Here is an 11346-nt window from a genome sequence, read left to right as displayed (position 1 = left end):
GAACACCTCGCCAACTGCGCTCAGTTGGATCAGCCTAACGAATCAAACGACCTCGTTTCTTTCTGTTTCTGCACGATGCCTTTTGTTCCGGCGTGCCATGTTCCATTACAGCAAAAAAGCGGAAGCCCCCGACAATCCGAGTCGCTTCCGCTTTTCGTTTTCGATTACATCGCCGTTCGATTTTCCAGCGCCTTAAACAGCGTTACGTCATCGGCGTATTCCAGCATACCGCCAACCGGCAGCCCGAACGCCAGACGTGTTACCTTGACACCCAGCGGTTCCAGCAGCTGCGCCAGATACATGGCAGTGGCATCGCCCTCTGCGGTGGGGTTGGTCGCCATGATGACCTCCTGCACACCGCCCTTTTGCAGCCGTGCCAGAAGTTCCCGAATGCGCAGCTTGTCCGGCATGATGCCGTCAATGGGGGAGATCAGTCCGTGCAGAACGTGATAAACGCCCGTGTACTCTCCGGTGCGCTCCAGGGCAGAAACATCCTTCGGTCCCTCTACCACGCAGATGATACTGTGATCTCTGGTGTCGTCGGCACAGATGGAACATAGCTCTAAATCCGTGAGATTCTGGCAGCAGGGGCAGGGATGAATCTTTTTCTTTGCCGACACCAGCGCATCGGCAAACGCCTGTACATCCTCTTCCGGCTGGGAGATGATGTAGTATGCCAGACGCTGTGCGGTTTTCATGCCGATGCTGGGAAGCTTGGCGAATTCCTCCGCCAGCAGCTCCAGCGGCAGTGCATTATAAGATGGCATCGAACCTTAGAACAGACCCGGAAGAGAAACGCCGCCGGTGATCTTGCTCATTTCGCTCTCTGTGGTTTCCTCAACCTGGTTGACTGCCTCGTTCACTGCGCTGACAATGAGATCCTGCAGCATTTCGATGTCGCTGTCCTCTCCGTTTACCAGCTCCGGTTTGATCTCCAGAGACAGCAGCGTCTTCTTGCCGGATACCACAGCGGTTACAACACCGCCGCCTGCGGTTGCTGTAAATTCACGGCCCTCGATATCCTCCTGCAGTGCGGAGATCTCGTCCTGCATCTTCTGTGCCTGACGGATCATCGCATTCATGTTCTGCGCACCGCCCTGGTTCTGTTTCGGTAATCTTGCTCTCATGAGAAAATTCGCTCCTTTGATATTCTTGATTCTATCCTGGTTTTTGTCCACTCTATTCAACAGCAGTATCTAACTTGCTGTCAATGGCTTTTTGAATGATAGCCTGCGCCCTGGAGCCCTGCTGTTCCGCCTCCGTACAGCGTGCACGGATGTTGTACTCCACGCCCAGAAACTGCTGGACGGTCTTTCGCAGGGAGAGTGCGTGCTCTTTGTTTTTGAGCAGCGTGAGAAAAAAGCGGTTCTTTGCCACAATCAGCATGGTGTTTCCTGCCACATAGGCGCAGGACTCCGCCAGACTGCCGGAAACCGCCGGATTGACGTTCTGGTATTCCGCCAGAATGTCCGCCCAGTTTCCCACGGGGCGGAAGTCCGCCGCCGACAGCGGCTTTGCTTTTTCCGCCGGTGCTTCCCCGGCTGCGGGCGCTGTCACCGTTTCCGGTGCCGCCGGCGCAGGCTGCTGCACAGCGGGCTGGGGTGCTGCCGCAGCGGTGGGAACCGCTGCCGTCACCGGATGCGGGGATGCCAGCTGGATCAGCGTCATCTCCAGTTCCACCCGCTTGGCAGGATTTCGCTGCATGCGCTCCCGGCAGTCCTGAAGACAGGAAATCTGTCCCAGAATGGTATCCAGCGTTGCGTTTTGCGCCAGCTGCTGGAGTTTGGGCAGTTCGTCCGGCAGACAGGTCAGCAGTTCCGGCTGTCCCGAACCGGCACGAAGCAGCATCATGTTGCGAAGCTGTTCCAGCAGCTCCTCGCACAGCCGCACCATGTCCTTGGACTGGTCGTAGAGTGCGCCGGTGAGGGCGAGCGCCTTTGCGGTATCCTGTGCCTGGATGGCCTCCAGAATGGCGAAGATGCTGTCCCGTCCGGCAACGCCTGCGGTGGCAGTGACAAACGCCGGCGTGATCTGGTCGCCGCAGGAGGCGCACTGATCCAGCAGGGAGAGGGCATCACGCATACCGCCGTCCGAAAGATGGGCGATCAGCTGCGCTGCCTCCGGCTCCAATGCGATTTGTTCTGCCTCGGCGATGTGCTGAAGCCTTGCGGCAATATCGGCGGTGCGGATGCGGTGAAAATCATACCGCTGGCAGCGGGAAATAATGGTTGCCGGCACCTTGTGCACCTCGGTGGTCGCCAGAATGAACTTGACGTATTCCGGCGGTTCCTCCATGACCTTCAGCAATGCGCCCCACGCACTGGGGGACAGCATGTGCACCTCGTCAATAATGTATACCTTATAACGGCAGCGCTCCGGCAGATAGACGGTGCCCTCCCGCAGGTCACGGATATCCTCGACGCTGCTGTTGGAAGCGGCATCGATCTCGATGATGTCGCCCAGTGCGCCAAGCTCTGCATCCCGGCAGATGTCGCAGGCAAGACAGGGGTTTCCCGTCTCGGCGCTGCGGGTGCAGTTGACCGCCTTTGCCAGAATTCGTGCGCAGGTGGTCTTGCCGGTTCCACGGGAGCCGGTGAAGAGATAGGCATGCGCAGTCCGACCCTCACGAATCTGATTGCGCAGTGCTGTGGTAATATGCGGCTGTGAGATCACGTCGTCAAACGAGCGCGGCCGCCATTTTCGGTACAATGCCTGATACATCGATGCACCTCCCGCTATGCCGAAAAAAATTCCGGAACATAGGTGTGCAGGTTGACTGCGGCACACAAAACAATCCGCTTAATGCTGCTCGGTTCCCCGCCTGACATGGTTCACGGTGCTTTGTTGCACAGGACCCGCACACCTATATTCCGGAATCCGTTTTCCAATACCATCACGTATCAGATACTTGTATTATAACACAGCCAAAAAGAAATTGCAAGTGTTTTTTCAAAAAAATCCGCAGGCGGCAACATTTTTTCAAAAAGGAAGATTCCGGCGCAGGGTGTCCGGTGTAAAATATGGTTAGGGGCACGGCGATCCAACAGAAAGCAGAGGGGGTGAAATCTTTTCATGATGCTTCAATGTGCTTGTAGGGACACGGCGTGCCGTGTCCGTGAGTTCTCTACAACAAAGAAAAAGAGGAAGTAAGGGCTCCCCTGAAAGGGGAGCTGGCAGTGCGCAGCACTGACTGAGGGGTCGTCTTTACACATTACATAAAAGATTTCACTAGAACACCTCTCCACCGCCTAACGGCGGTTCCCCTCCCCTTTCAAGGGAGGCATATTTTCTCTATTTTTGTTATGTGAAATCCGTTGAAAACATTCCACTGGAATATTTTCAAAATCAAGGAGCTGTAAGCGGGACACAGGGCGGAGCGGTCTTGTTCGCTCCGCCCTCGAAAAGCTGTCGCTTTTCTCACCCACTTTCTCCGTGTGCCCAGAAGCATGGGCACGGGATTTCGCCGTCTGCGGACGGCGACTTAGAGGGCACGTGCCCTCTAAGAACACCTCGCCAGCTGCGCTCAGCTGGAGCAGCCTGACGAATCAAACGACTTCGTTTCTCTCTGTTTCTGCACGATGCTTTTTGTTCTTGTAGGGACACGGCGTGCCGTGTCCGTTGGTTTCGTATCACAAAAACAGACGCTCAGAGGGGTTCTTTCGTGTCATCTTTTCCATGCTGCTTTTTGCCGCACAATAACCCTCCCACGTTACAGCACGCTTTTTCCTGATTTTGCCACCTCCTCGTGACTGCATCAAGGGGCTTACTTGTGAAAAAGCAAATGCAATTGTTGACTTGTACAACAAATTATGGTATAATATATACAATCATCCGAAGCATCGGAAAAAATCTGCACGGGGAATTCTGGCATGCAGATGCGATTTAGGAGGTCTTTATGAAGAAAAATGGAGTGATACGCACAATGGCTGCGCTGCTGGCGTGCGCATGTCTTCCTTTTGCGGCTGTCCCTGCGGCAGCTGTACAGGAAACGCCGGAACCGCTGGACATCATCCGCACCAGCCTGACGCAGAACGGCGCACGGCTTGCACCGCATGTGACATCTGCGGACGGCACGGAGCAGACGTTTTCCAAAACATCCGTATCCGGTGCCGAGGGGCTGCGGAGTGCAGCGAATCTGCCGTCCAGCTATGACCTGCGGGATGTGGACGGGACGAGCTATGTCACAAGGGCGAAGAATCAGGGCTCGACAGGGCTTTGCTGGGCATTTTCCACGCTGGGTGCCTGCGAATCCAACATCATGAAGCAGGGACTGGACATTCCGGACGAGTGGCTGGATGAAAACGGCGAACTGAACTTCTCCGAGGCATCGCTGGGCTGGTACACCTTTACCGACCATAACCAGCCGGGGGACTTCACCAGCGGCGACTACCTCATAGCTGCCAACGATAAGAAAGGGCTGGGCGGCGGCAACATCGAGATTGCATCGGCAGCCCTCGCCTCCGGCAGCGGCACACAGCGGGACTGCTATGCGCCGCTCTCCCGCTGGGAGTTCGGCTATTCGGAGTACCAGCGCTTCGTGTCCTACTACCGCTTTGAAAGCTCCGACACCATCTGGCAGCTGGAATCCGGCTCGGAATCCATCGTCAAAAACTGGCTCATGGACAGCGGTGCGGTCAGCGTGTCCTTCCACTCTGACCAGACGCTGTACCACGACAACGGGGAATCCTGCTGCTATTACCAGAATCAATACGACGGAACCTACGCTGACCACGCCGTGCTCATCGTGGGCTGGGACGACAGCTATTCCCGCATGAATTTTGCGCTGGAGAGCCGCCCCAAGAAGGACGGAGCATGGCTGGTGCGGAACAGCTGGGGCGACGATGCCTATGACGGCTACTTCTGGATCTCCTACGAGGAGCCGTCCCTGTGCGAGTTCGGCAGCGTGCACATGCGGGCGGCAGAGGATGAAACGTGCTATCAGTATGACGGCACTGTGTCCTACTGCGGTCTGCGCACGCCATGCGCTGCCAACGTATTCACCGCACAGGAGGACGGCACACTGACCGCCGTCATGTTCCCCAACGCCGGCGACAACATGGAGCATGCGGATACTGCGTACTATACCGTCTGTGTCTATCGTCTGTCGCAGGATGCGAAAGATCCCACAGACGGACAGCTGCTGACCCGAAACACCGGCAGTCTCTCCTACAGCGGTTATAAAAATGTGCCCGTGACGCCTGTGGCGCTGAAAAAGGGCGACCGCTTTTCCGTGACATTGCAGCTCACCGACCGTGCCAACGGCAAGGGCGCACCGCTGTATCTGGCGCTGGAGGAGTCTGTGGAAGAGGAAACCCTCAGCCGGCACTACAGCATTCTGCCGGGACAGAGCTACCTGCAGGACAACGTCCATAACTGGTGGGATATCACCAAATTCCGTGCGGACAACCCTTATTGCGGCGAGATCGGCAACATGGCAATCAAGGCGATCGTTAAGAACGACGGCAGCAGCAACCCGACACAGCTGCTCTCGGCGCTTCAGACGGTCTCGGAGAGCGATGTGCTGGAAACCGCCGGAAATGAACGCCTGAATCAGGCGTATAACGAGGCGGCGGCGCTCCCGCAGAACGCTGCGCAGCCGCTGCTGGACAACGCTGCACGAAATCTGCTGGCAGAGTTGGAACAGGAGGAGGTGCTTCAGTACCCACGCTATCTGTACGCCAACACCACCTGGAAACAGGGCGATGTGGACGGGGACGGGGACATCACGCTGGACGATGCGTTTCTGGCGCTCCAGTCCTATTCCAATGTGGCAGCCGGAAATCTGAGTCCGCTGCTGCCGGCGCAGGTGATGGCGGCGGATGTGAATGGAAACGATTCCATTGAAATGGATGACGCTTTCGCCATCCTGCAATACTACGCAATTCAGGCGACCGGAGAAGAGCCGGACTGGAGTACGCTGATTCGGTAGTGCGGGGTCGCCTTGACAGGAAAACCAAAACCGGCTGTGACAATTGCCTGTCACAGCCGGTTTTTTTATGGGATACAAAATACCGTTCTCGTCCGTCGAATCGTTTAATATCTTAGAACCTGTCTTCACAAGAAATATATGTGGATTTTCGAGCATAATTTTGTTGCAGACAAGGCAAAAATACGCAGGCGGGCTGTCGCCCGGCAAGTATTTTTCACGCAGGATGCAGCAAAATTTGCCGAGAAGGCACTTGTATACGCTTGTGAAGACAGGTTCTTACTTGCTCTTTCTGGCAGACTTTCTTGCGGCAGATGCAGCCGGTTTCTTTGCCGAAACAGCCGGCTTTGCAGCGGTAGCCTTTGCCGCCGGCTTTACCGCAGCGGTCTTTGCTGCCGGAGCAGCCGCCGGCTTCTTTTCCGCAGCTTCAGCTGCCGGCTTGACAGCCTCTGGCTTCTTCTCAACAGCTGTTGCCGCCGGCTTCTTCTCCGCAGCTGCCGGAGCAGCAGCCTCTGCCTTCGGCGCAGCCGCCGGTTTCTTTTCTTCCGGTGCCGGCAGGGTTGCCAGAACACGGCGGAATGCGGCGATCTTCTCCCATTCGCCGGCGAGATCCAGCGCAGCGGTTTCTGCGGTGCGCAGAGCGTCCAGCAGGGCAGCGGAATCTGCGGATACCAGTACATCGTGATCCTTATAGTCAAACGGCTCGATGGTCAGCTCGTCGCTGTCTGCGGAAACTACCGCATAGAATGCGCCGCAGCCGTCACCGGAAACATCAAACTGCACCGATACGGTGGTGTCTGTGTCCTTGGCACTGGCGTTTTCCAGCAGTGCCTTTGCCTGTGCAAACATCTCATCAAAAGTCATAATGCCCATCCTTTCTGTTGGTGCGGTATCCGGTACCGCACGTCTATGGCACAATTTCTGTCGGAAACTGCGATTCTTATCAATATTATAGGCGAAAACCGGAAAGATGTCAAGGCGAATGCAGACAAAGCATGAAAAATAAGCAAATATATTGACAAATCGGAAAAAGCAGAGTCCGAAATTTGTGCAGAATCACGAACAAACCGGACTTGACAAACCGGCAAAAATGGAGTATACTTGTAAAGCAGATTGCTTTTACAGGGAGGGCACAGGATGTCAAAGGATTTGCGGTTCGCCATGCTGCTGGACTGCTACGGGGAGTTTCTGACACCCCACCAGTACCGCATGACAGAGCTATACTACTGTGCGGATCTCTCTCTGGGAGAGATTGCGGAAATGGTCGGCATCACCCGGCAGGGCGTGCGGGACGGCATCAAGCGGGGCGAACAGATCCTCCTGAAAATGGAGGACACGCTTCAGTTTGCGGCACGTCTGTGCGCCCTGCGGGAGAACTACACGGCGCTTTCCGAGTCCATCCGGGCAATTGCGTCGCAGACGGCGGACAACGCCTCCGTGCAGGAGGAATGCCGCCGGGCATTGGAAACGGTGCAGCAGGGAGAAAAGCTGCTGTAAAGCGCCGGCTGGAAATACAGGCGAGGAGGAGACAACATGGCATTTGAAGGACTTTCCGGAAAATTGAATCAGGTGTTCAAAAAGCTGAAATCCCACGGCAAGCTGACGGAAAGCGATGTCAAGGCAGCGATGCGGGAAGTGCGCATGGCGCTGCTGGAGGCAGATGTCAGCTATAAGGTCGTCAAGGACTTTGTGCAGAAGGTCTCCGAGCGTGCCGTGGGCGAAGAGGTGCTCAACAGCCTGACACCGGCGCAGCAGGTCATCAAGATCGTCAACGAAGAGCTGTGCAGCCTCATGGGCAATGAGAACGCACGCATCAACTTCCCGTCCAAGCCGCCGTGCGTCATCATGATGTGCGGTCTGCAGGGCTCCGGTAAGACCACCCACGCCGCCAAGCTGGCGAAGATGCTGAAAAAAGAGGGGCATTATCCGCTGCTGGTGGCATGCGATATCTACCGTCCGGCGGCAATCAACCAGCTGCAGGTGGTGGGCGAGCGTGCCGGCGTCAAGGTCTTTGAGATGGGTCAGATCGACCCCCGCATCATCGTGCGGGAGGCAATGCGGTTCGCCAAGGATCACGGCCATGATGTGGTGATTCTGGATACCGCCGGCCGTCTGCACATCGATCTGGAACTGATGGACGAGCTGAAAGACCTGAAGAAACTGGCGCACCCCAACGAGATCATGCTGGTGGTGGATGCCATGACCGGTCAGGATGCCGTCAATGTGGCAAAGGCGTTTGACGATGCGCTGGGCATCGACAGCGTGCTCATGTCCAAGCTGGACTCCGACACCCGTGGCGGTGCGGCGCTGTCCGTGCTGGCAGTCACCGGCAAGCCCATCAAGTACGTGGGCATGGGCGAGAAGCTGGACGATTTCGAACAGTTCCACCCCCAGCGTATGGCGTCCCGCATTCTGGGCATGGGCGATGTGCTCACCCTCATTGAAAAGGCGGAGAGCACCGTCAGCGAAAAGGATGCCGCAAAGATCGCTAAGAAGCTGGAGCAGAACAAGTTCGACATGAACGATCTTCTGGATCAGCTCCGGCAGATTCAGAAGATGGGCTCCATCCGCTCCATCATCAATATGCTTCCCGGCGTGGGCGACAAGCTCAGGGACGTGGATGTGGATGAGAAACAGTTCGTCCGCATTGAGGCGATGATCACATCCATGACCAGGGCGGAACGGGAAAAACCCTCCATCATCAACCCCTCCCGCAAGCGGCGTATCGCCGCCGGAAGCGGCACCAGGGTGGAGGATGTCAACCGTCTGCTGAAACAGTTTGACCAGATGCAGAAGATGATGAAGCAGCTGGGCAAAAAGGCGACGGGAAAGGGCGGCAAAATGAGCCGCCGTGCCATGCGGCAGCTTTCGGCAATGAGTCCGGAACAGCTGCAGGGAATGGCAGGCGGCGGGATCCCCGGACTTCCGCCGGGGCTGATGCCGCCGAAGAAATAAGCAATCCCGCAGGAAACTGCTGGACATAGATTTGAAGGGGTTGTTTGAAAAATAGCGATGTTTGGGAAAATGCACAGAAATGATTGTATGTTAGGAGAAAATTCGCAGGCAGGCTATCGCCTGACAAGGATTTTCGACGACACAGACAGTGATTTATGGGTATTTTAGCAAATGTACGGATTTTTCAAACAAGCCCTAATGTCAAAGAAACAACACGGAGGTGAATTTTAACATGGCAGTAAAGATCAGACTGAGAAGAATGGGCGCAAAGAAGGCTCCGTTCTATCGTATCGTGGTTGCTGATGAGCGTTATCCGAGAGATGGCCGCTTCATCGAAGAGATCGGTTACTATGACCCGACCAAGGAGCCGACCGTTGTTAGCCTGGACGCTGACAAGGCAAAGACCTGGCTGGCAAACGGCGCACAGCCGACCGATACCGTAAAGGTAATCCTGAAGAAGGAAGGCGTACTCTAAGCGTATGCCCAAGTGCGGGGTTGTGCCGCAGGAGCGGCGCAAGGATTGCTCCGCCGGTGAACTGTCTGGCGCAGAGCGTGCCGGGACGGCTGACCAGTGGAGCAATCGGCCGAACATGAGAAAGGAGCTGGGAACATGCAGGAACTGCTGAAAACCATTGTTGCCGGATTGGTGGAAAATCCGGACGCTATTGAGATCACAGAAGATGCCCCCAACGAGGAGGGTGTCATTGTCTTTCATCTGCACGTTGCGCCGGAGGATACCGGACGTGTCATCGGAAAGCAGGGACGCATCGCAAAGGCGATTCGTGTCATTATGCGTGCCGGTGCGGCCAAGAGCAACGAAAAGATCGCAGTGGAGATCGACTAAAAAACGGACGGGCGGACAGCAATGTTCGCCTGTTGTTATATGCGGAAAGGAATGCGTATGAAACAGTATCTGGAAATCGGAAAAATTGTCAACGTCCACGGACTGCGGGGAGATGTCAAGGTTGTGCCGTGGTGCGATGATCCGGAATTTCTCTGCGAATTTGAAACGCTCTATCTGGGCAGGGAGCACAAGCCGGTACAGGTGGCGGATGCCCGTCTGCAAAAGGGCAATGTGCTGCTTCGTCTGGAGGGTGTCAGCACCGTGGAGGAGGCAGAAAAGCTCCGTGGGCATATCCTGTATATGGATCGGGATGAAGTGGAGCTGGAGGAAGGCGTGTACTTCATTCAGGATCTTATCGGGCTGGAGGTGCTGGATGCCGACACCGGCGCAAGCTACGGCAAGCTCACCGATGTGCTCCAGACGGGTGCCAACGATGTGTACGAGGTGCGGGACGAATCCGGAAAGACCGTCCTGATTCCGGCAATTCCGGACGTTGTGCTGGAAACCGATCTGGATGCCGGCACCATGCAGATCCGTCCGCTGGAGGGACTGTTCGATGAGGATTGATGTGGCAACGCTGTTTCCGGAGATGTGCGAGGCAGTGCTCTCGGAGAGCATTCTGGGACGGGCACGGAAAAACGGCGCACTGACCGTACAGTGCTGGAACATTCGGGACTATACGCTGGATAAGCACCGCCGTGTGGACGATGTGCCCTATGGCGGAGGCCGCGGCATGGTCATGCAGGCAGATCCGATCTACCGTTGCTATGAGGCGGTGCAGGCAGAGGCGGGTACTCAGCCCCACCGCATCTACCTCTCCCCCAAGGGTAGCGTCCTCACCCAGCAGCGGGCGCTGGAACTTGCGGCAATGCCCCATTTATTTTTGCTCTGCGGGCATTATGAGGGGGTAGATCAGCGAATTTTGGATACCATAATAGACGAGGAGATCTCCATCGGCGATTACGTACTCACCGGCGGCGAGCTTCCGGCAATGGTGCTCATCGACACGGTGGCACGGATGCTGCCGGGCGTTTTGCCGGAGTCCCTCTGCTTCGAGGACGAGAGCCACTTCAACGGGCTGCTGGAATATCCCCAGTATACCCGTCCGGCGGTCTGGCATGAGCAGGAAGTCCCGCCGGTGCTCCTTACAGGACACCACAAAAACATCGCAGAATGGCGGCTTGCGCAGAGTCTGGAGGTCACAAAGACGCATCGCCCCGATCTTTACGATTGCTATTTGGATAAAAAATAGCGGTTTTCTTTGTGATAGTTTAACAAAATGTGTTCACCGATGTGCATGCCTTTTTGACGCTTTGGTTTTGTTGTCATGTTTCACAAAGATTTGAAAGAAATGAATCTTCGGTTCTGTCAACACGTAGAAAATTCCGAAAAATCGGGAAAATATTGCAAAAAACACGTTGACGGAACGCAAAAAAGACGGTATAATGGAAACATGGTAGAAAAAATCCAATGTATGATGCAGGCGCCTGCGTCATAATTTCAGATGGGAGAGCTTAGTTATGTATGTAAGAGAAGTTACAGTACAGAATCAGGTAGGTCTGCACGCAAGACCGGCAACTTTTTTCATTCAGAAAGCCAATGAGTTCAAGGCTTCGATCTG

General features: G+C 55.6%; 12 protein-coding genes and 1 other RNA gene. 8 read left to right on the top strand and 5 right to left on the bottom strand.

Translation table 11 applies throughout. The features are described 5' to 3' along the window. Nucleotides 1–164 precede the first annotated feature (164 nt). From recR to ffs, 4 genes are all read right to left on the bottom strand, one after another. Entirely contained in the window at nucleotides 165–767 is a 603-nt protein-coding gene (recR, locus tag QZL66_RS11310; RefSeq protein WP_022411828.1) for a recombination mediator RecR, read from the bottom strand. Between the two features lie 6 nt (nucleotides 768–773). Next, the gene (locus QZL66_RS11305; protein ID WP_022411827.1) at nucleotides 774–1127 is read right to left on the bottom strand and encodes a YbaB/EbfC family nucleoid-associated protein; all 354 of its coding nucleotides are present in this window, start codon (nucleotides 1125–1127) and stop codon (nucleotides 774–776) included. Nucleotides 1128–1179: 52 nt separating this feature from the next. Continuing rightward, the gene (dnaX, locus tag QZL66_RS11300; RefSeq protein WP_022411826.1) at nucleotides 1180–2721 is read right to left on the bottom strand and encodes a DNA polymerase III subunit gamma/tau; all 1542 of its coding nucleotides are present in this window, start codon (nucleotides 2719–2721) and stop codon (nucleotides 1180–1182) included. A gap of 41 nt (nucleotides 2722–2762) precedes the next feature. Next, an RNA gene (gene ffs, locus QZL66_RS11295) (signal recognition particle sRNA small type) lies at nucleotides 2763–2861 on the bottom strand. A gap of 1034 nt (nucleotides 2862–3895) precedes the next feature. Here ffs and QZL66_RS11290 point away from each other — a divergent pair. After that, on the top strand, nucleotides 3896–5929 hold the full coding sequence (locus QZL66_RS11290; RefSeq protein ID WP_022411825.1) for a lectin like domain-containing protein: 2034 nt from the start codon (nucleotides 3896–3898) through the stop codon (nucleotides 5927–5929). 276 nt (nucleotides 5930–6205) lie between these two features. Here the strand turns inward: QZL66_RS11290 and QZL66_RS11285 are convergent, their stop codons facing one another. Further along, the gene (locus QZL66_RS11285; RefSeq protein ID WP_022411824.1) at nucleotides 6206–6790 is read right to left on the bottom strand and encodes a hypothetical protein; all 585 of its coding nucleotides are present in this window, start codon (nucleotides 6788–6790) and stop codon (nucleotides 6206–6208) included. 273 nt (nucleotides 6791–7063) lie between these two features. Here QZL66_RS11285 and QZL66_RS11280 point away from each other — a divergent pair, with 273 nt between their 5' ends. The 7 genes from QZL66_RS11280 to QZL66_RS11250 all read left to right on the top strand — a co-directional run. Then, complete coding sequence (locus QZL66_RS11280; protein ID WP_022411823.1) at nucleotides 7064–7423, top strand: hypothetical protein; 360 nt, start codon at nucleotides 7064–7066, stop codon at nucleotides 7421–7423. Between the two features lie 36 nt (nucleotides 7424–7459). Next, nucleotides 7460–8881: a signal recognition particle protein gene (ffh, locus tag QZL66_RS11275; RefSeq protein WP_022411822.1), complete on the top strand. Its 1422-nt coding sequence runs from the start codon at nucleotides 7460–7462 to the stop codon at nucleotides 8879–8881. 232 nt (nucleotides 8882–9113) lie between these two features. After that, complete coding sequence (gene rpsP, locus QZL66_RS11270) at nucleotides 9114–9356, top strand: 30S ribosomal protein S16 (protein ID WP_022411821.1); 243 nt, start codon at nucleotides 9114–9116, stop codon at nucleotides 9354–9356. A gap of 135 nt (nucleotides 9357–9491) precedes the next feature. Beyond that, the gene (locus QZL66_RS11265; RefSeq protein ID WP_022411820.1) at nucleotides 9492–9725 is read left to right on the top strand and encodes a KH domain-containing protein; all 234 of its coding nucleotides are present in this window, start codon (nucleotides 9492–9494) and stop codon (nucleotides 9723–9725) included. 51 nt (nucleotides 9726–9776) lie between these two features. Then, the gene (rimM, locus tag QZL66_RS11260; RefSeq protein WP_226944051.1) at nucleotides 9777–10292 is read left to right on the top strand and encodes a ribosome maturation factor RimM; all 516 of its coding nucleotides are present in this window, start codon (nucleotides 9777–9779) and stop codon (nucleotides 10290–10292) included. After that, nucleotides 10282–10977 carry a tRNA (guanosine(37)-N1)-methyltransferase TrmD gene (gene trmD / locus QZL66_RS11255; RefSeq protein WP_022411818.1) on the top strand — a complete coding sequence of 232 codons (696 nt, stop codon included), beginning with the start codon at nucleotides 10282–10284 and terminating at the stop codon, nucleotides 10975–10977. Before rimM ends, trmD begins: the two co-directional genes overlap by 11 nt. A gap of 268 nt (nucleotides 10978–11245) precedes the next feature. Beyond that, nucleotides 11246–11346 (top strand): HPr family phosphocarrier protein (locus QZL66_RS11250; RefSeq protein ID WP_293615163.1); only part of this gene is annotated, 101 nt, incomplete at its 3' end.

The sequence above is a fragment of the Ruminococcus sp. CAG:330 genome (genome assembly GCF_000437175.1).
GTDB lineage: Bacteria > Bacillota > Clostridia > Oscillospirales > Ruminococcaceae > Ruminococcus_C.
This window is presented reverse-complemented; position numbering and strand designations above follow the sequence as displayed.

Bases quoted from the DNA above. Each gene is read 5' to 3' on its own strand.
- recR (WP_022411828.1), bottom strand. From the start codon at position 767: ATGCCATCTTATAATGCACTGCCGCTGGAGCTGCTGGCGGAGGAATTC.
- QZL66_RS11305 (WP_022411827.1), bottom strand. From the start codon at position 1,127: ATGAGAGCAAGATTACCGAAACAGAACCAGGGCGGTGCGCAGAACATG.
- dnaX (WP_022411826.1), bottom strand. From the start codon at position 2,721: ATGTATCAGGCATTGTACCGAAAATGGCGGCCGCGCTCGTTTGACGAC.
- QZL66_RS11290 (WP_022411825.1), top strand. From the start codon at position 3,896: ATGAAGAAAAATGGAGTGATACGCACAATGGCTGCGCTGCTGGCGTGC.
- QZL66_RS11285 (WP_022411824.1), bottom strand. From the start codon at position 6,790: ATGACTTTTGATGAGATGTTTGCACAGGCAAAGGCACTGCTGGAAAAC.
- QZL66_RS11280 (WP_022411823.1), top strand. From the start codon at position 7,064: ATGTCAAAGGATTTGCGGTTCGCCATGCTGCTGGACTGCTACGGGGAG.
- ffh (WP_022411822.1), top strand. From the start codon at position 7,460: ATGGCATTTGAAGGACTTTCCGGAAAATTGAATCAGGTGTTCAAAAAG.
- rpsP (WP_022411821.1), top strand. From the start codon at position 9,114: ATGGCAGTAAAGATCAGACTGAGAAGAATGGGCGCAAAGAAGGCTCCG.
- QZL66_RS11265 (WP_022411820.1), top strand. From the start codon at position 9,492: ATGCAGGAACTGCTGAAAACCATTGTTGCCGGATTGGTGGAAAATCCG.
- rimM (WP_226944051.1), top strand. From the start codon at position 9,777: ATGCGTATGAAACAGTATCTGGAAATCGGAAAAATTGTCAACGTCCAC.
- trmD (WP_022411818.1), top strand. From the start codon at position 10,282: ATGAGGATTGATGTGGCAACGCTGTTTCCGGAGATGTGCGAGGCAGTG.